19 protein-coding genes are annotated in these 18217 nt (G+C 72.8%); 5 read left to right on the top strand and 14 right to left on the bottom strand.

What is annotated here, in order from left to right; all coding sequences use genetic code 11:
- Positions 1-13 precede the first annotated feature (13 nt).
- Positions 14-1909: a serine/threonine-protein kinase gene (locus tag ACGF0D_RS08690; RefSeq protein ID WP_392914390.1), complete on the bottom strand. Its 1896-nt coding sequence runs from the start codon at positions 1907-1909 to the stop codon at positions 14-16.
- Between the two features lie 253 nt (positions 1910-2162).
- Here ACGF0D_RS08690 and ACGF0D_RS08685 point away from each other — a divergent pair, with 253 nt between their 5' ends.
- On the top strand, positions 2163-2726 hold the full coding sequence (locus ACGF0D_RS08685; RefSeq protein ID WP_392867256.1) for a hypothetical protein: 564 nt from the start codon (positions 2163-2165) through the stop codon (positions 2724-2726).
- Between the two features lie 109 nt (positions 2727-2835).
- Here ACGF0D_RS08685 and ACGF0D_RS08680 read toward each other — a convergent pair whose 3' ends face one another.
- The 4 genes from ACGF0D_RS08680 to ACGF0D_RS08665 form a co-directional block, all read right to left on the bottom strand.
- Positions 2836-3963, bottom strand: coding sequence for a GuaB3 family IMP dehydrogenase-related protein (locus ACGF0D_RS08680; RefSeq protein ID WP_392867258.1), 1128 nt, complete (start codon positions 3961-3963; stop codon positions 2836-2838).
- 184 nt (positions 3964-4147) lie between these two features.
- Entirely contained in the window at positions 4148-5650 is a 1503-nt protein-coding gene (gene guaB / locus ACGF0D_RS08675) for an IMP dehydrogenase (protein ID WP_392914389.1), read from the bottom strand.
- Between the two features lie 295 nt (positions 5651-5945).
- The gene (locus tag ACGF0D_RS08670; RefSeq protein ID WP_392867262.1) at positions 5946-6662 is read right to left on the bottom strand and encodes a sigma-70 family RNA polymerase sigma factor; all 717 of its coding nucleotides are present in this window, start codon (positions 6660-6662) and stop codon (positions 5946-5948) included.
- A 335-nt stretch (positions 6663-6997) separates the two neighbouring features.
- A complete protein-coding gene (locus ACGF0D_RS08665) occupies positions 6998-7609 on the bottom strand; it encodes a response regulator transcription factor (RefSeq protein WP_014136228.1) in 612 nt (203 codons plus the stop codon).
- A 558-nt stretch (positions 7610-8167) separates the two neighbouring features.
- On the opposite strand from ACGF0D_RS08665, the gene ACGF0D_RS08660 reads away from it, so the two are divergent.
- Entirely contained in the window at positions 8168-8494 is a 327-nt protein-coding gene (locus ACGF0D_RS08660; protein ID WP_392867264.1) for a WhiB family transcriptional regulator, read from the top strand.
- 118 nt (positions 8495-8612) lie between these two features.
- Here ACGF0D_RS08660 and ACGF0D_RS08655 read toward each other — a convergent pair whose 3' ends face one another.
- The 3 genes from ACGF0D_RS08655 to groES all read right to left on the bottom strand — a co-directional run bounded on the left by ACGF0D_RS08655 (position 8613) and on the right by groES (position 11792).
- Positions 8613-9605: a LysR family transcriptional regulator gene (locus tag ACGF0D_RS08655; protein WP_392867266.1), complete on the bottom strand. Its 993-nt coding sequence runs from the start codon at positions 9603-9605 to the stop codon at positions 8613-8615.
- Between the two features lie 132 nt (positions 9606-9737).
- On the bottom strand, positions 9738-11369 hold the full coding sequence (groL, locus tag ACGF0D_RS08650) for a chaperonin GroEL (RefSeq protein WP_392867268.1): 1632 nt from the start codon (positions 11367-11369) through the stop codon (positions 9738-9740).
- A gap of 117 nt (positions 11370-11486) precedes the next feature.
- Positions 11487-11792, bottom strand: a complete 306-nt coding sequence (groES, locus tag ACGF0D_RS08645; RefSeq protein WP_014136232.1) for a co-chaperone GroES — start codon at positions 11790-11792, stop codon at positions 11487-11489.
- Positions 11793-12042: 250 nt separating this feature from the next.
- On the opposite strand from groES, the gene ACGF0D_RS08640 reads away from it, so the two are divergent.
- A complete protein-coding gene (locus ACGF0D_RS08640) occupies positions 12043-12378 on the top strand; it encodes a hypothetical protein (RefSeq protein WP_392914388.1) in 336 nt (111 codons plus the stop codon).
- 58 nt (positions 12379-12436) lie between these two features.
- Positions 12437-13633 (top strand): SAM-dependent methyltransferase, encoded by a 1197-nt coding sequence (locus ACGF0D_RS08635; protein WP_392914387.1) that lies wholly within the window; start codon positions 12437-12439, stop codon positions 13631-13633.
- Here ACGF0D_RS08635 and ACGF0D_RS08630 read toward each other — a convergent pair.
- The 5 genes from ACGF0D_RS08630 to tsaB all read right to left on the bottom strand — a co-directional run bounded on the left by ACGF0D_RS08630 (position 13609) and on the right by tsaB (position 17160).
- Complete coding sequence (locus ACGF0D_RS08630) at positions 13609-14517, bottom strand: polysaccharide deacetylase family protein (RefSeq protein WP_392867277.1); 909 nt, start codon at positions 14515-14517, stop codon at positions 13609-13611. The two genes, ACGF0D_RS08635 and ACGF0D_RS08630, sit on opposite strands and share 25 nt — an antisense overlap.
- A gap of 91 nt (positions 14518-14608) precedes the next feature.
- Positions 14609-14893 carry a hypothetical protein gene (locus ACGF0D_RS08625; RefSeq protein WP_392914386.1) on the bottom strand — a complete coding sequence of 95 codons (285 nt, stop codon included), beginning with the start codon at positions 14891-14893 and terminating at the stop codon, positions 14609-14611.
- Positions 14890-15981, bottom strand: coding sequence for a tRNA (adenosine(37)-N6)-threonylcarbamoyltransferase complex transferase subunit TsaD (tsaD, locus tag ACGF0D_RS08620; protein ID WP_392867283.1), 1092 nt, complete (start codon positions 15979-15981; stop codon positions 14890-14892). The genes ACGF0D_RS08625 and tsaD overlap by 4 nt, the downstream gene beginning before the upstream one ends.
- Entirely contained in the window at positions 15974-16462 is a 489-nt protein-coding gene (gene rimI, locus ACGF0D_RS08615; protein WP_392868748.1) for a ribosomal protein S18-alanine N-acetyltransferase, read from the bottom strand. The genes tsaD and rimI overlap by 8 nt, the downstream gene beginning before the upstream one ends.
- A 23-nt stretch (positions 16463-16485) precedes the next feature.
- Positions 16486-17160 (bottom strand): tRNA (adenosine(37)-N6)-threonylcarbamoyltransferase complex dimerization subunit type 1 TsaB, encoded by a 675-nt coding sequence (tsaB, locus tag ACGF0D_RS08610; protein WP_392914385.1) that lies wholly within the window; start codon positions 17158-17160, stop codon positions 16486-16488.
- Positions 17161-17314: 154 nt separating this feature from the next.
- On the opposite strand from tsaB, the gene ACGF0D_RS08605 reads away from it, so the two are divergent.
- The gene (locus ACGF0D_RS08605; RefSeq protein WP_392868749.1) at positions 17315-17887 is read left to right on the top strand and encodes a hypothetical protein; all 573 of its coding nucleotides are present in this window, start codon (positions 17315-17317) and stop codon (positions 17885-17887) included.
- Positions 17888-17923: 36 nt separating this feature from the next.
- Here ACGF0D_RS08605 and ACGF0D_RS08600 read toward each other — a convergent pair whose 3' ends face one another.
- A complete protein-coding gene (locus ACGF0D_RS08600; protein WP_392867288.1) occupies positions 17924-18118 on the bottom strand; it encodes a hypothetical protein in 195 nt (64 codons plus the stop codon).
- Between the last annotated feature and the right edge of the window lie 99 nt (positions 18119-18217).

Below are 18217 nucleotides of genomic sequence, written 5' to 3'. Positions count from 1 at the left end.
TCGTCGACCTGCCCTAGGGCGCCGGCTGGAAGCTGTTGAACACGACGTCCCGGACCGGGGCCTGCGCGGCCCACTCGGTGTCCGGGACGATCCAGTAGATCGAGTACCCGTACTTGGCCGGGGTGCCGGTCACGAAGCCGCGGTTGAGCGAGTGCGTCTTCGGCGTGCCGTTGGTCCACTCCCAGTCCGCCGCGTTGGTCCACTGCCGGTAGGTGATCGCCGCCAGGTTCAGCCGCTGGTAGTTGCTGACCTGACCGCGGACGTTCGGCTCCGACTCCTGCCAGTCCGCGACCGCGCTAGCCCCCGGCGACGTGGTCCACTCGATCCGCAGCTGGCTGCCGTCGGCCGCATTCTTGAAGATCCGCCGGTTGGCGTCCGACCCGGTGGGCTGCAGTCCGTCCGGCAGCACGACCGAGAAGCCGCTCGGGTCCTTGTACTCGTGGTACCCGGCCGGCACCCCCGCCGGCGCGGGCTGCGCCGGTGCGGGCTGGGCCGGCGCCGGGGGCTGCGCGGGAGCCGCCGGCGAACCGGCGGACTGCACGGGCGCGTCCGGCACCGCGGCCGGGTCACCGGTCGGCTGGGCCGGCGCCGGGGTCGGCTGGGCGGGTGCCGGCGCGGGTTCGCTCGCCACCGGCTCCGTACCGGCCACCGCCGGCGCGGTGGCCCCCGCGCTCCGCGTGGCCCCGCCGCCCGACCCGGCGTCCCCGTTGCCGACCATCCGGATCACCGCCACCACGCCCGCGATCAGCAGCAGCACCACGATCACGGTGGCGATGGCCAGCCGCCGCCGGCCGGTGCGCGGATCGGCCCCGGCCGCCTGGGTCGCACCCATCGTCCACGCGCTGGTCACCGGACGGATCGACTCCGGCTCCGGGTCCTCCGACGGCTTCTCGGCGGGTTCCCCGTCCTGTGCCCGGCTACCGACCCGGACCGTCCCCAGCAGCCCGCCCACGGGGCGCTTGCGGCCGTCCCCGGCCTGCTCCGGCTCCTTCTCCTTCTCCTTCTCCGCGGGCTCCGGAACCTCGACCGGCTTCTCCAACGGCACCGCGTGCTCGGTGGTCGACTCGGCCCGCGAGGTCGACTCCGCGACCACCCGCTTGAGCATCGACCGGGTCTGCGAGGCGTCCAGCCGCTCGGCCGGGTCCTTCGCCAGCAGCCCCTCGATCACCGGCAGCAGCGGCCCTGCGTTCACCGGCGCGACCAGATCCTCGGTCATCACCGCGGTCAGCGTGGCCAGCGCCGAACCCCGGTCGTACGGCGGCCGTCCCTCGACCATCGCGTACAGCGTGCCGCCCAGCGACCACAGGTCGGCCGGCGGCCCGGGCTTCTGCCCGCGGGCCCGCTCCGGCGAGATGTACGAGGGCGCGCCGACCAGCATCCCGGTCGAGGTGACCGAGGCGTCGCCCTCCACACTGGCGATGCCGAAGTCGGTGAGCACCACCCGGCCGTCCTCGCCGATCAGCACGTTGGACGGCTTGACGTCCCGGTGCAGGATGCCCAGCGCGTGCGCCGCGCTCAGCACACCCAGCACGTCCAGCGCGATCTCCGCGGCCCGGCCGGGCGACAGCGGCCCGTCCTCCCGCACCACGTCGGCCAGCGAGCGGGACTCGACCAGCTCCATGACGATCCACGGCCGGTCGTCCTCGTCGACCACGTCGAAGACCGTCACCGCCGAGCTGTGCCGGATCCGCGCGGTCGCCTTCGCCTCGCGCAGCGTCCGGGTGATCAGCCGGTGCTTCTCCTCCTCGTCGACGCTGGCGTTCATCCGCAGTTCCTTGACCGCGACGGTCCGGCCCAGCATCTCGTCCTCGGCGCGCCAGACCGTACCCATGCCACCGCGCCCGAGCACGCCGTTCAGGCGGTAGCGGCCCGCCAGGAGGCGGCCGGTGGAACCCTGCGCCTGGGTCATTCGGAACGTTCCCCCATGTGCTGCCGGCGGTCGTGGTGACGGCGCGTCGGCCCGACCTGGGTCCCGAACGCCCAAGCCTCCATCATCCCCTGTCCCGGGGGCCCTCGACCACCCACCCCCCACCACAAGCCGGGACGAACCGGAACGGGTGCGGCGCTCCGTGCCCGATCTGTGATCGAAAACTCGCCAAGATCTGCCCCGGTCACTGCTACCGTTCGGCAGCTCATCGTCTTTCCGGGGGGATTCGACGCCCATGACCGCACCCGCACCGGGCACTGACGGCCCATCGACCCGGCCGCGCACCGCCCAGCACTACTCGGTCGCCCCGCTCCCGGCCGCCCCCGAGGGCTACATCGCCCCCGGCATGCCCGGCGCCCACGTCCCCGGATTCGAACCCGCCGAACCCGCCCCCCGCCCCGTCCCCCGCCGCCGCACCGCCCTGGCCGTGGCCCTGGCCCTGCTCGCCATGCTCCTCGGCGGCCTCGCCTACGGCAGCGCTCCCCTGCGCGCCGCCGACAGCCTCGGCTGGCTGGCCATCGCCCCCGCCGGCCTGGTCGCCCTCCCACTCGGCCGCCTCGGCGGCCAGGGCCGCTTACTCCCCCCACTCGGCGCCCTCCTCGCCGCCGGCGCCCTCCTCCTCGGCCAACTGATCGAACATCTCCGCCGCGTCCACCCCGAGGCCCCCACCCCCCACGGCCTCCTGAACGACACCCTCACCACCTGGCGCGACGACCTCCGCCCCCTCGACGCCGCCTTCTACGCCATCGCCCTCATCGGCGGCTACCTCCTCACCCGCCGCACCGCCACCCGCGGCTGACCACCCCACACCCGGGAAAGCCCACGGGCGCGCGGGCCGAAAGCCCGCGCGCCCGAAAAGCCCGAGGGCCCCCACCACCGGCAGGGGCCCTCGTCACCACACCTCGACGTCAGCGGTGGTCCAGCGCCGGGTTCACCGTCACCTCGACCCGCTGGAACTCCTTGAGCTCCGTGTACCCCGTCGTGGCCATCGCCCGCCGCAGCGCGCCGAACAGGTTCATGGTCCCGTCCGGAGTGTGCGAGGGCCCGGTCAGGATCTCCTCGGTGCTGCCGACCGTCCCGAGGTCCACCCGCTTGCCCCGCGGCAGCTCCTCGTGGACGGCCTCCATCCCCCAGTGGAAGCCCTTGCCCGGAGCGTCCGTGGCCCGCGCCAGCGCCGCACCGATCATCACCGCGTCCGCCCCGCAGGCGACGGCCTTCGGGATGTCCCCGCTGTACCCGACCCCACCGTCGGCGATCACGTGCACGTAGCGCCCACCGGACTCGTCCATGTAGTCACGACGGGCCGCCGCCACGTCGGCCACGGCGGTGGCCATCGGCACCTGGATGCCCAGCACGTTCCGGGTGGTGTGGGCCGCGCCCCCGCCGAACCCGACCAGCACACCGGCGGCGCCGGTCCGCATCAGGTGCAGCGCCGCGGTGTACGTGGCGCACCCGCCGACGATCACCGGCACGTCCAGCTCGTAGATGAACTGCTTGAGGTTGAGCGGCTCGGCGGCGCTGGAGACGTGCTCGGCCGAGACGGTGGTGCCGCGGATGACGAAGACGTCGACGCCGGCGTCCACCACGGCCTTGGAGAACTCGGCGGTGCGCTGCGGCGACAGCGCGGCGGCGGTGACGACGCCGGAGTCGCGGACCTCCTGGATCCGCTGCTTGATCAGCTCGGCGCGGATCGGCGCGGCGTAGATCTCCTGGAGCCGGCGGGTCGCGGTGGACTCGTCGGTGATCGCGGCGATCTCGTCCAGCAGCGGCTGCGGGTCCTCGTAGCGGGTCCACAGGCCCTCGAGGTTCAGCACGCCCAGACCGCCGAGGCGGCCGATCCGGATGGCCTGCTGCGGCGAGACCACGCTGTCCATCGGGGCGGCCAGGAACGGCAGCTCGAAGCGATAGGCGTCGATCTGCCAGGCGATCGAGACCTCCTTCGGGTCACGCGTACGCCGGCTGGGGACGACGGCGATGTCGTCGAAGGCGTACGCCCGTCGGCCGCGCTTGCCTCGCCCGATCTCGATCTCAGTCACTTCGAGCCCTTCTGCTTTGTTGCTCATGCCCACCGGGTCACCCCGGCCGCACCCCAGTATCCCGTACTACCGCTGGTCCCGCCCCGACGCCCCACGGCCGGACGCCCCCACGCCCGGCGGCCGCGACAGCGCGAGGGGCCCGCCACCGCAGTGCGGCAGCGGGCCCCTCGGTCGTTCACACCGTTCAGCGGGCCGAGTAGTTCGGCGCCTCGACGGTCATCTGGATGTCGTGCGGGTGGCTCTCCTTGAGGCCCGCCGAGGTGATCCGGACGAACCGGCCCTTGCTCTCCATCTCGGCGACGGTGGCGGCGCCGACGTAGCCCATGGTCTGGCGCAGGCCGCCGACCAGCTGGTGCAGCACGGCCGACAGCGGGCCGCGGTAGGGCACCTGGCCCTCGATGCCCTCGGGGACGAGCTTGTCGTCCGAGGCCACCTCGGCCTGGAAGTAGCGGTCCTTGGAGTAGGAGCGGCCCTGGCCGCGGGACTGCATGGCGCCCAGCGAGCCCATGCCGCGGTAGGACTTGAACTGCTTGCCGTTGATGAACAGCAGCTCGCCCGGGGACTCCTCGCAGCCGGCCAGCAGCGAGCCGAGCATCACGGTGTCGGCACCGGCGGCCAGCGCCTTGCCGATGTCGCCCGAGTACTGCAGGCCGCCGTCGCCGATGACCGGAACGCCGGCCGCCTGGCAGGCCACCGCGGCCTCGTAGATGGCGGTGATCTGCGGGACGCCGATGCCGGCGACCACGCGGGTGGTGCAGATGGAGCCGGGGCCGACGCCGACCTTGACGCCGTCCACGCCGGCGTCGATCAGAGCCTGGGCGCCGTCCCGGGTGGCGACGTTGCCGCCGACCACGTCGATCTTGACGGCCGACTTGATCTTCTCGATCCAGGCCAGCGCGTTGTGGCTGTGGCCGTGCGAGGTGTCCACCACGAGGAAGTCCGCACCGGCCTCGACCAGGGCCTGGGCCCGGTCGAACGCCTCGGCGCTGGCACCGACGGCGGCACCGACCAGCAGACGGCCCTCGGCGTCCTTGGCGGCGTTCGGGTACTGCTCGGCCTTGACGAAGTCCTTGACGGTGATCAGGCCCTTGATCCGGCCCTCGTCGTCGACCAGCGGCAGCTTCTCGATCTTGTGGCGGCGCAGCAGGGCCATCGCGTCCACACCGGAGATGCCGACCTTGCCGGTGATCAGCGGCATCGGGGTCATGATCTCGCGGACCTGGCGGCTGCGGTCCGACTCGAAGGCCATGTCACGGTTGGTGACGATGCCGAGCAGCTTGCCCGCCTCGTCGGCGATCGGCACGCCGGAGATGCGGAACTTGGCGCACAGCGCGTCGGCCTCGGCCAGGGTGGTCTCGGGGCCGACCGTGATCGGGTCGGTGACCATACCGGACTCGGACCGCTTCACCAGGTCGACCTGGTTGGCCTGGTCCTCGACCGACAGGTTGCGGTGCAGCACGCCGACGCCGCCCTGGCGCGCCATCGCGATGGCCATGCGCGACTCGGTGACCTTGTCCATCGCCGCGGAGAGCAGCGGGATGTTGACGCGCACGTTCCGGGAGACCCGCGAGGACGTGTCCACCTGGTTGGGCAGCACCTCGGAGGCCCCGGGCAGCAGCAGCACATCGTCGTACGTGAGCCCGAGCATGGCGAACTTCTCGGGTACGCCTGCGGCGTTGTAAGACATTTGGGGGGTACCTTCCGTGGCCGGCCTTATCCGCTCACGCCCTGAGGGTGGGGGCGCATTCATCGCTCACTCGCGCAGACCGCCGAAGCCGGGTGCAATGGGAGGATCCTCCAAGGGGACCCCGCGCGCACCCGTCAAACTTTGGCAACCCGCCCAGGCGCCGATACCCAATGGTACTGGCACCGCGAATGTGTCCTCGTGTGCCCTTGACAACATCCCCACCCTGGGGCTCATTCCCCCCGCAACCGGAGGAACCGGCCCGAACCCGGACGGCCGGACGGCCCGGGCCACCCGGTCAGGAGGACTCCTCCGCGAGCGCCCGCAGCCGGCTGAGCGCCCGGTGCTGGGCGACCCGGACGGCACCGGGCGACATCCCGAGCACCTCCCCGGTCTCCTCCGCCGAGAGCCCGGCGGCCACCCGCAGCAGCACCAGCTCGCGCTGACGGGCCGGCAGGTTGGAGAGCAGCTCCTTCGCCCAGGCCGCGTCGCTGCTCAGCAGCGCCTGCTCCTCCGGGCCGAGCGCCTCGTCCGGCACCTCGGGCAGGTCGTCCTGCGGCACGACGGTCGAACCGGGCCCGCGCATCGCGGCCCGCTGGAGATCGGCGATCTTGTGCGCGGCGATCCCGTACACGAAGGCCTCGAACGGGCGCCCCTGGTCCTTGTACCGGGGCAGCGCACAGAGCACCGCGACGCAGACCTCCTGCGCGACGTCGTCCACGTGGTGCCGGGCCCCGCCGGGCAGCCGGACCAGCCTGGCGCGGCAGTACCGCAGTGCCAGCGGGTGGACGTAGGCGAGCAGCGCGTCGATCGCCGGGCCCTCGCCGCGCACCGCGGCCGCGACCAGCTCGCCCACCAGCGGCGAGCCGCCCGTGCCGAGCACCGGCGGGCGGCCTGGCCCGGTCTCCTCGGCGGGACCGCCGGGATCGGCGTACGACGGATCGTGGCCCGGACCGGAGGGCTCGGCCTCCACCGGGTCCGCCTGGCCGGTCGCACCGGCGACGTCGTCACGCATCGGTCCATGGTGCCTGGTCGAGCGGGAAAACGCGGCACCGCGTCCGGAGTTGTGCACCGGAACGTTATGCGCTGCGGCACCGTACGGCGTACCGCGCACCACCGGCCCCTCCTGCACCGTGCCGCCTCCCGCCCCGCCGCCGTCGGTGGTCCCGTCCGTCGCGCCGTCCGCCGAGTGTCCCGCGGCCGTGTGGTTCGCCGCAGTGCCTGTCCGCTGGTCCCCGAGGTGCTCCACTCCTCCATGGTGCAACCTCGGGACCGTAACGTCACACGCCCGTGCGGGACCCGCTCCGGGAACCTCCGGCGGCACGCCGCAACCGGCGGCGCCGCCGGTGGTCAGCGGACCAGGCCCCAGCGGAAGCCCAGCGCCACCGCGTGCGCCCGGTCGGAGGCCCCGAGCTTCTTGAACAGCCGTCGGGCGTGGGTCTTGACGGTGTCCTCGGAGAGGAACAGCTCGCGGCCGATCTCGGCGTTGCTGCGGCCGTGGCTCATGCCCTCCAGCACCTGGATCTCACGCGCCGTCAACGTCGGCGCGGCACCCATGTCGGGGCTGCGCAGCCGACGCGGGGCGAGCCGCCAGGTCGGGTCGGCGAGGGCCTGGGTGACGGTGGCCCGCAGCTCGGCGCGCGAGGCGTCCTTGTGCAGGTACCCGCGGGCACCCGCGGCGACCGCCAGCGCGACCCCGTCGAGGTCCTCGGCGACGGTGAGCATGATGATCCGCGCGCCCGGGTCGGCGGACAGCAGCCGCCGGACCGTCTCGACCCCGCCGAGGCCGGGCATCCGGACGTCCATCAGAACGAGATCGGAGCGGTCGGCCACCCAGCGGCGGAGGACCTCCTCCCCGTTCGTCGCGGTGGTGACCCGGTCCACACCGGGTACGGTCGCGACCGCGCGGCGAAGCGCCTCGCGGGCGAGCGGGGAATCGTCGCAAACGAGAACGGAAGTCATGACCGTCGTCCTCCGCAGCTGATCCGCGTCACGTTGAGCCTCCTGGCTGGTACGAACCTCTCCGACACGGCCGATCGGCGACAGACTCCGTGCGATCGCCCCAACCTGCCCGCGATCGTTCCCGACGTCCGGCGCCCGCTAACCGCCTCCGCACTTCCAACGACCGTCACTCGAATGAGTTACGGCCTTCGGGGCCATCTCCACCACTGTACGTGGCCAATCCATTACCGATCAGCCGCATCGCGGTGCACACGCCGCACTTTTGCGCAGCTCGCGCGCGGTCGGCGTACGACCCGCACACCGATTCGGCACGTCGCGCGCCCGTCGGCCACCCGATTGCCACGCCCGCGCCCGGCGGAGCCCTTGCCCACTATGCCCGCTTTTATAGCTTTCGTATGGTCATTGACTGTTGTGCCAGTGTGTGGGTGACTTGTCCATGGAGTTGCCTTAAGTCATATTTCCAGGTGTCCACACCAGTGCAGAAGCCCGCCGCACCGCTCGGCAGCAGACCCGCCGAACGCCCGGCCCACGGCCGACAGCCTCTGAAGGGAATGAGCCATGGCAGATTTCTCCCGCCTCCCCGGTCCCAACGCGGACCTCTGGGACTGGCAGCTCTCCGCAGCCTGCCGTGGCGTGGACAGCTCGCTCTTCTTCCACCCCGAGGGCGAGCGCGGGGCCGCGCGCAGTTCGCGCGAGGCCAGCGCCAAGGAGGTCTGCATGCGCTGCCCGGTGATCGCCGAGTGCGCGGCGCACGCGCTGGCGGTCCGCGAGCCGTACGGCGTCTGGGGCGGGATGACCGAGGACGAGCGCGAGGAGATGCTGGGCCGCTCACGACACCGGCTGGTCGAGGTCCCGCTCACCCCGCCGGTGGTCGCCCAGCGCTAGACCCGCCCCTACGAGCGCAGTGAAGAAACGTTTCTTCGCGGCGCTTCAGCCTGTCGGCCCACCGTACGCCCGTCAGTTCACCCTGGGTGCGGCGCCACGGCAGCTTCGTCACCCACCGTCAGCGATCGGCGGCCGCCCCCGCCAGCCGCTCCAGCATCAGCGCGACGGCCGGCACCTCGGCCAGGTCCGGCAGGGTCAGCGCGACCACCTGGCGCACCGCCGGCGCCCCGGAGGCCGTCCGCACCGGCACCGTCGACACGCCGTCAGGGCGCACCGACCGGAGCGCCAGCCGCGGCAGCACCGCCACCCCCAGCCCGGCCGCCACCAGGCCGACCACCGCCGGATAGTCGTCCGTCGCGAAGTCGATCCGGGGCTCGAAGCCCGCCCCGGCACACAGCTCCACCAGGTGCCCCCGGCACTGCGGACAGCCGGCGATCCACTGCTCCCCCGCCAGCTCGGCCAGCCCCACACCCTGCCCGGCCAGCGGGTGGGCGGCGGGCAGCAGGCCCACCAGCGGGTCGTCCAGCAGCGGGGTGACCACCAGGTCGGACCAGTCCGTGCCGGCGGTCAGCTGCTGCGCCTCCAGGTTGGCCTCGGCCCGCGCCTCGCGCGGCGTGCCGTGGGCGGGCGCCGGGAGCGCGACGGCGCCGTCGGACTGCGGGTAGCGGAAGGCCAGCGCGATCTCGCACTCGCCCCCGCGCAGCATCGCCAGCGACTCCGGCGGCTCCGCCTCTACCAGCGACACGCGCACCCCCGGATGGCTGTCCCGCAGGCGGGCGACCGCGGGCGGCACCAGGGTGGAACTCGCGGTCGGGAAGGAGACCAGCCGCACCCGCCCGGCCCGCAGCCCGGCGATCGCGGCCACCTCCTCCTCGGCCGCGGAGAGCCCGGCCAGGATTCCGGTGGCATGCTTGAGCAGGACCCGCCCGGCCTCGCTGAGCTGCATCCCGCGGCCCGAGCGGACCACCAGCGGGGTGTCCACCGACTTCTCCAGGGCCTTCATCTGCTGGCTGATGGCGGGCTGGGTACACCCCAGCTCGCGGGCGGCGGCGGAGAAGGAGCCGGTGCGGGCGACGGCACGCAGGACGCGCAGGTGGCGGGCCTCGATCATGCCTTAGTTATAAGGCAAACTTTGCATTCTGCAAAATTCTACTGATAGTTGAAGCGTGAAGGTGAACGCCGGAGGCCCGGCCCGCCTCCCCTCGCGGGGCGCGGACCGGGCCTCCGGTCAGGCGTCGGAGCCTCAGTGCGAGTGGCCGTGGCCGTGCGAGTGGCCGTGACCGCTGTCGGCCTCCTCCTCCTTCTTCTCCACCACGAGGGTCTCGGTGGTGAGGAGCAGGGAGGCGATCGAGGCGGCGTTCTCCAGGGCGGAGCGGGTGACCTTGACCGGGTCGATGACGCCGGCCTTCAGCAGGTCGCCGTACTCGCCGGTGGCCGCGTTGTAGCCGTGACCGGTCTCCAGCTCGGCGACCTTGTGGGTGATGACGTAGCCCTCCAGGCCGGCGTTCTGGGCGATCCAGCGCAGCGGCTCGTGCAGCGCCTTGCGGACCACGGCGACACCGGTGGCCTCGTCGCCCGACAGGCCCAGGCCGTCCTCCAGCACCTTGGCGGCGTGGACCAGGGAGGCGCCACCACCGGCGACGATGCCCTCCTCGACCGCGGCGCGGGTCGCCGAGATGGCGTCCTCCAGGCGGTGCTTGCGCTCCTTCAGCTCCACCTCGGTGGCGGCGCCGACCTTGATGACGCAGACGCCGCCGGCCAGCTTGGCCAGGCGCTCCTGCAGCTTCTCGCGGTCCCAGTCGGAGTCGGTCGCGGCGATCTCGCCCTTGATCTGGGCGACGCGGCCGGCCACGGCCTCGGCGTCACCGGCACCGTCGACGACCGTGGTCTCGTCCTTGGTGATGGTCACGCGGCGGGCGGTGCCCAGCACGTCCAGGCCGACCTGGTCGAGCTTGAGGCCGACCTCCTCGGAGATGACCTGGCCACCGGTCAGGACGGCCAGGTCGCCGAGGATCGCCTTGCGGCGGTCGCCGAAGCCCGGGGCCTTGACGGCGACGGCGTTGAAGGTGCCACGGATCTTGTTCACGACCAGGGTCGACAGCGCCTCGCCGTCGACGTCCTCGGCGATGATCAGCAGCGGCTTGGAGGCACCGCCCTGGAGGATCTTCTCCAGCAGCGGCAGCAGCTCCTGGATGGAGGAGATCTTGCCCTGGTTGATCAGGATGTACGGGTCCTCCAGGACCGCCTCCTGCCGCTCCGCGTCGGTGACGAAGTACGGCGACAGGTAGCCCTTGTCGAACTGCATGCCCTCGGTGAAGTCCAGCTCCACGCCGAAGGTGTTCGACTCCTCGACGGTGATGACACCGTCCTTGCCGACCTTGTCGATCGCCTCGGCGATCAGCTCGCCGACCTGGGTGTCCTGCGCGGAGAGGGACGCGACGGCGGCGACGTCGTCCTTGCCCTCGATCTCGCGGGCGATGGACAGCAGGTGCTCGGAGACGGCGGCGACGGCCTTGTCGATGCCCTTCTTCAGGGCGGCCGGGCCGGCGCCGGCGGCGACGTTGCGCAGACCCTCGTTGACCAGGGCCTGGGCCAGCACGGTGGCGGTGGTAGTGCCGTCACCCGCGACGTCGTTGGTCTTGGTGGCGACCTCCTTGACGAGCTGCGCGCCAAGGTTCTCGTACGGGTCGTCCAGCTCGACCTCACGGGCGATGGTGACACCGTCGTTGGTGATGGTCGGGGCGCCGAACTTCTTGTCGATGACGACGTTGCGGCCCTTGGGGCCGATGGTCACCTTGACGGTGTCGGCCAGCTTGTTGACACCGCGCTCCAGCGAGCGGCGGGCGTCCTCGTCGAACTGCAGGATCTTCGCCATGTTCCCTATTCCCTCGGGGCTGCGGCCGGCCCACCGGCCGCCGAACTACGTGAACCAACAACCACGCCCCGGGCCACTGTCACGGAGGACACGGATCCGGGGCGGGTCGGGACGTCTTTACTTCTCGATGATCGCGAGAACGTCGCGGGCGGAGAGCACCAGGTACTCCTCGCCCTGGTACTTCACCTCGGTGCCGCCGTACTTCGAGTACAGGACGATGTCACCCACGGCGACGTCGAGCGGCAGACGCTGGCCGTCCTCGAAGCGGCCCGGGCCGACGGCCAGGACGACGCCCTCCTGGGGCTTCTCCTTGGCGGTGTCCGGGATAACCAGGCCGGAGGCCGTGGTGGTCTCGGCGTCGAGCGGCTGGACCACGATGCGGTCCTCGAGCGGCTTGATGGCAACCTTGCTGCTGGTGGTCACGTCCGAGCTCCCCTTCGGAGATTACGGGGTTTTCTAACGGGTAGGGGCGATCCTGCGGGCCTGCCGTCGCGGGGGTCAGACACGCGTCGTCGCGTTAGCACTCTCCTGGTGGGGAGTGCCAAGGACGACCATAGGGCCGTGTTAGCACTCAGTCAACCAGAGTGCCAACGGCGCGCCCTGGGGCCCCCGGTTCCGCGGATGAGTAGCCGTACTCATGTGCGACGCCGCCCGCCCCGACAGACTCCCTGCCATGACTCCGATCCCGGCCCGCATCGACCCGTCCAGGCTCAAGGACGCGGCGCTCTCCCTGCTGGCACTGCCGCTGCTGGGAGCCGCGCTGCCGTTCGTCGTCTTCTCCTTCGTCGTCTGCCTCGGCAGCGGCCCCGGCCACGGGGACGACGGGGACGGGCTCATCTGGGCCTTCCTCGGCATCGGGATGCTGGCTGCCCCGGTCGTCACCCTGGCCGTGGGCCTCGTGGTCGCCTTCCGCACCCGGCGGTCCGGCTACCGCCTCCTCCCCGTCACCGCAGCGCTCTCCCCGCTCATGCTGCCGGCGGTCTTCTCCTCGGGCGTCCTGTGGCGGTGACGACGCCCGGCGCGATCGTGATCGCGTTCCTCCCCGGCCGACCGGCGAGAATGGCCCCGTGGACACCGAGAACCTCCAGCCGCTGCTGACCCCCGAGGGCCAGGCCCTGCTCGCCGAGCTGCGCGAGTTCACCCCCGAGGAGGAGCTGGCGCTGGCGACGCGCCTGCGGCGGGAGCACCCGGCGGAGCTGGTGTCGGCGGCGTTCGGGCAGGCGCGGCTGCGGCAGCGGGCGCGGGCGAAGTTCGGGGCGGACGCCGACCTGATGTACTTCACGCCCAACGGAGTCGAGCAGTCCACCCGGCGCAGCGTCGCCGAGTGGCGGGCGCGGCGGTTCGCCGACCTCGGCGTACGGCGGCTGGCGGACCTGTGCTGTGGCATCGGCGGCGACGTGCTGGCGCTGGCCCGGGCGGGCATCGAGGTGCTGGCCGTCGACAAGGACCCGGCGGCCTGCGCCGCCATCGCGGCCAACGCCGCCGCGCTGGGCCTGGCCGAGCTGGTCGAGGTGCGCTGCGCGGACGTCGCCGAGGTGGACGTCACCGGCTACGACGCGGTGTTCACCGACCCGGCCCGGCGCACCTCGCGCGGCCGGGTGTTCGACCCGGAGGCGTACGCCCCGCCGCTCTCCTGGGCGATCGAGGCGGGCCGGCGGACCCCGATCGGCGCCCTGAAGGTGGCCCCTGGCATCCCGCACGAGGCCGTGCCCGAGGACGCCGAGGCCGAGTGGGTCTCCGACCACGGCGACGTCAAGGAGGCGGTGCTCTGGTTCGGCACCCGGGCCGCGAGCCCGCACCGCGCCACCCTGCTGCCGCAGGGCGCCAGCCTGACCGGCGGCGACCTGCCCGACCCGCCGGCCGGCCCGGTCGGGCGCTACCTGTACGAGCCGGACGGCGCGGTGATCCGGGCCCACCTGGTGGCCGAGGTGGCCGGGCAGGTGGGCGGCCGGCTGATCGACCCGAAGATCGCCTACCTGACCTCGGACGAGCTGGTCGCCACCCCGTACGCGCACGCCTTCGAGCTCACCGACGTGCTGCCGTTCAACATCAAGAAGCTGAAGGCGCTGCTGCGCGAGCGCGCGGTCGGCACGGTGGTGATCAAGAAGCGCGGGATGGCGATCACCCCGGAGGAGCTGCGCCGCCAGCTCAAGCCCTCCGGGCCGAACACCGTCACGGTGATCCTCAGCCGCACCGACCACGGACCGCTGATGATGCTGGGGCAGCCCGTACGGGCTGCTCAGGACGCGGGCGCCTGGACGTAGTCCTCCAGCCGGGCCACCGAGAAGCCCTGCTCCTGGATCCGGGCCAGCAGGTCGCCGAACATCTGGGTCATCGTGGCGCCCTTGAGCTCCTTGGGGCCGCGGAAGTGCGCCAGGATGATGTCGCCGGGCTTCAGCTTCTTGTCCCCCGACTGGTACTGCATGTCGTGGATCTGCATCGACTCGCGCCACAGCACGATCGCCCGCGGGCCGCACTGCTGGACGGAGGTGTTGAGCGTCGGGGTGTTGGCGCCGTCGCCGAACGGCGGGCGGAACAGCAGTGGGGCGGTGCCGTACTGCTGGGTGAGCGCGGACTGCGCGTCGCAGATCTCGGACTTCTGCTTCTCCGCCGGGATCTTGCTCATCACCGGGTGGTCGACGGTGTGGTTCTGGACGTGGTTGCCGAGCGCCTGGAGCGGCTTGAAGTAGCCGTAGTCGTTCTTGACGATGTCCCGGGTCAGGAACATCGATATCGGCACCTTGAGGTCGGTGAGCATCTCGACGAACTTCGGGTCCTTCTCGGCTCCGTCGTCGATGGTGATGAAGACGACCTTGTCGCTCGTCTTCACCTCGCTGAACACCGGTACGGGGCCGGTCCGTTCGAGCTTGATCGGCTTGTCGGCGGGCGGCGCCGGGGCGGGGGCGAGCGGGGTGAGGTTCCACTTGGCCCAGGCCGCCGCGGCCGCTCCCGTGGAGGCGCCGGCCGAGGGGGTCGCGGCCGCGCCGATCGGCGCCGGCGCGGCGCTCTGGGGTGCGGTCGGCGCGCTCGTGGCGGCCGGGGCGGCGCTGCCGCCGCTCCCGTTACTGCCGCACGCGGTGGCGAGGGCCAGCACCGCCAGCGCCCCCACCGCGTACGTCCTGGTCCTGCTCCGCCCGTCCCTGATCACCGCAGCCGCTCCCGGTTCCCGTTCAGCCTTCTATCAGCTAAGCACGGTAATGACCGGGCCCGCGGTTCCCGACCGGGGGCTACTCGACGGACTACTCGGAGGGCTGCCCGACGGGCTGCTCGACGTGCTCGCTGGTGAAGGCCCAGCAGTGCACCGGGCGGCCGAGCAGTTCGGCCGGCGGGTCGGCGACGGGCACCGGCTCACCGTTCCACCAGGCGATCAGCAGCACCCGCTCCCCCGGGGCGGAGAGCAGTTCGAGGCGCTCCAGCCCGGCCGCGCCACGGAGTCCGGGCAGCGCCGACTCCCTTACCCAGGCGGCGAGTTCGGCCGCCCGGCCGGCGGCCGCCCGGGCCTCCCACATCGCGGCGACGGTCATGCCGCGCCACCGCCGAGGGCCTCGTAGGCCTGGCCGTGGAAGTCCGTGTGCGGCACGTGGACCTCGGTGACGGGCAGCGAGGAGTCCGCCGACAGGTCGAAGGCGGACGGCGTGCGGTCGCGCCACACCATCTCGGAGCCCAGCGCCGCGACCATCGCGCCGTTGTCGGTGCACAGGCCCGGCCGGGGCACCCGCAGCCGGATGCCTGCCCGGTCGCAGCGCTGCTGGGCCATCTCGCGCAGCCGCGAGTTGGCCGCCACGCCACCGCCGATCATCAGGTGGTCGACGCCGTTGTCCTTGCACGCCTTGACGGCCTTGCGGGTGAGCACGTCGGTGACCGCCTCCTGGAAGGACGCCGCCACGTCGGCGATCGGCACCTCCTCGCCGGCCCGGCGCTTGGCCTCGACCCAGCGGGCGACGGCGGTCTTCAGACCGGAGAAGGAGAAGTCGTACTCCGGGTCGTTCCTGCCGCTCAGGCCGCGCGGGAAGGCGATCGCCTTCGGGTCGCCCTCGCGGGCCGTGCGGTCGACGATCGGGCCGCCGGGGAAGCCCAGGCCGAGCACCCGGGCGACCTTGTCGAAGGCCTCGCCGGCCGCGTCGTCGATGGTCGCGCCGAGCGGGCGGACGTCGCTGGTGATGTCCTCGCTGAGCAGCAGCGAGGAGTGCCCGCCGGAGACCAGCAGGGCCATCGTCGGCGAGGGCAGCCGGCCGTGCTCCAGCTGGTCGACGCAGATGTGCGAGGCGAGGTGGTTGACCCCGTACAGCGGCTTGTCCAGCGCCCAGGCGTACGCCTTCGCGGCGCTGACGCCGACCAGCAGCGCGCCGGCCAGGCCGGGGCCGGCGGTGACGGCGATGCCGTCCAGGTCGGTCGCCTTGATCCCTGCGGTGTCCAGCGCGCGCTGGATGGTCGGGATCATCGCCTCCAGGTGCGCCCGGCTGGCGATCTCCGGGACGACGCCGCCGAAGCGGGCGTGGTCGTTGACGCTGGAGGCGACCGCGTCGGCCAGCAGCGTGGTGCCGCGCACGATGCCGACGCCGGTCTCGTCGCAGGAGGTCTCGATGCCGAGGACGAGCGGTTCGTCAGCCATGGCGGGTGTCCTCAATGTCCTTCGGGTCAGTGCTGTCAGTGCTCGGGTGGTCGAGGCGCATCACCAGCGCGTCGACGTTGGCGGGCTGGTAGTAGCCGCGCCGGATGCCCACCGGTTCGAAGCCGTGGCGCTCGTACAGCCGCTGGGCGCGCGGGTTGTCCACCCGCACCTCCAGCAGCAGCTCGGCGCACTCGCGCCGGGCGGCCTCCCGGATCAGGTCGGTGAGCAGCGCCGCGCCGAGGCCGGCGCCCTGGTGGCGCTCGTCGACGGCGATGGTCTGGACGTCGCCCTCGCCGGCGATCGCCATCAGCCCGGCGTAGCCGACGATCCGGCCGTCCGGGGCGGTCGCGACGGTGTAGTGGCGGGTGCCGCCGGGGTGGGACTCGGCCAGCTCGGACCAGAACATCCCGGCGGACCAGGCGTCCTCGGGGAAGAGCCGCAGCTCCAGCTCCAGCACCGGCGCGATGTCCCACCAGCGCATCGGGCGCAGGGTGGTGCCGTGGTTCACGCCGGGAGCACCGCCTTGCCCCCTAGAACGGTCTTGTAGGCCGCGGGGACCTGGGCGTCCGGGCGGCGCAGGTACAGCGGGTGGTTCGGCAGCAGCTCGCGCCCGGCGGCCAGTTCGGCGGCGGCGAAGCCGGCCAGCGCGCCGGCCGAGACGTGCGCGGGGCCGTGGGCGCCGGGGAAGGCGTTGGGGTAGAGCAGCGCGCCGGCGCCGACGGAGCGTTCCTGCGGGGTCAGCTCGGCCGGGCGGTCCACGCCGGGGCCCTCGGTGCGGCGGCCCTCGGCGTCGTACGAGGCCCAGTAGACCTCCTTGCGGCGCGCGTCGGTAGCGACCGTGAACGGCTGCCCTTCCAGCCCCTCGGCGCGGGCCTGGAAGGCGATCGCGTCCAGGGTGCAGACGCCGTGCACCGGCAGCCCGAGCGCGTGGCCGAGCGCGGCGGCGGTCACCAGGCCGACCCGCAGGCCGGTGTACGGGCCGGGGCCGACGCCGACCGCGATGCCGGTCAGCCGGTGCTTGTCCACACCGGCGGCCCGCAGCACCTGGTCGATCGCGGGCAGCAGCAGTTCGCCGTGGCGCCTGGCGTCGACCTGGTGGGTCTCGGCGAGAACGGCCGTGCCGTCGTGGACGGCGGCGGTGACGGCGGGGGTAGCGGTGTCGAACGCGAGCAGCAGCACGGGTCAAGGTTAGACCGACGTTGGGCCGACCGGCCGATCGGCAAGGTGTACCACCCAGGAACACACATCCGAGGCACTGCGACCCGCGCGGATGAACCTGGCACGATGGGGCCGTACGTAAAGGGACGGCGGCGGGAGCGGCAACGTGGCGAAGATGGGTCCTGGAGTGGTGGTCACGGGGTTGACCCTGGGGGCCCTGGCGGTGGTGAGCCTGCTGGCCTTCCAGGCCAACGGCGCCCAGGACCGGGCGGGCGGCGCCAAGCCCACCGCCACCACCACGGCGACCGGCACGGCCACCGCCGCGGCGCCGACCGCCGCACCCACCCCGACCGTCCCGACACTGCCGACCGGCGCCGTCTCGGGCACCGGCATCCGGGTGGTGTACTCGATCGGCAGCCACTACGTCTGGCTGGTCGACCCGAAGAAGACCCCGCAGGTCGCGGCCGCCTTCCCGGTCACCCCGGGCTCGGTCGAGCCGGCCCCCGGCAGCTACGCGGTGTACAGCCGCACCCAGACCACCACCGGGTCGGACGGCAAGCAGATCGAGCACGTGGTGCGCTTCGCGCAGCAGAACGGCGTGGTGTTCGGCTTCAGCGCGGCGGTGGACGGCGCGACGCCGACCGTCGACCCGAGCGCCAAGACCGGCGGCATCCGCAGCGGCCGCCCGGAGGGGCAGCTGCTCTGGGACTTCGCGCCCAAGGACACCAAGGTGGTCGTGATCGCCTGATCCGGGCGGCCCGCTCAGGGCCCGGGAGGACCGGCCTCACGCGGCCCGGGGCGTCCGCGCCTCGGGCCGTTCGTGCTGCCCGGGCCGGGGTTCGGGCGGAGTGGACACCGCCTCGGCGGCCGCGCAGGCGGCCAGCAGCGCCCGCATCGGCTCTCCCGGAGCGCGGCGGGCGGAGTCTCCGGCCCCGGCGGCGGGGACCGCGCGCTTCGGGACGGGGGTGGGGCTCGACATGGCGCCTCCCTAGTTAGGCAGACCTAACCGCAGCACCCATCCCACCACGCCCGGCACCCCGCCCGCAACATCTTGCCGACAGCTTGTCGGCAACGTGTC

Origin of the sequence: Kitasatospora sp. NPDC048298 (genome assembly GCF_043201465.1) — a bacterium.
Classification (GTDB): domain Bacteria; phylum Actinomycetota; class Actinomycetes; order Streptomycetales; family Streptomycetaceae; genus Kitasatospora.
Note: the sequence above shows the minus strand (reverse complement) of the source record. Positions and strands in the feature narration are given on the sequence as shown.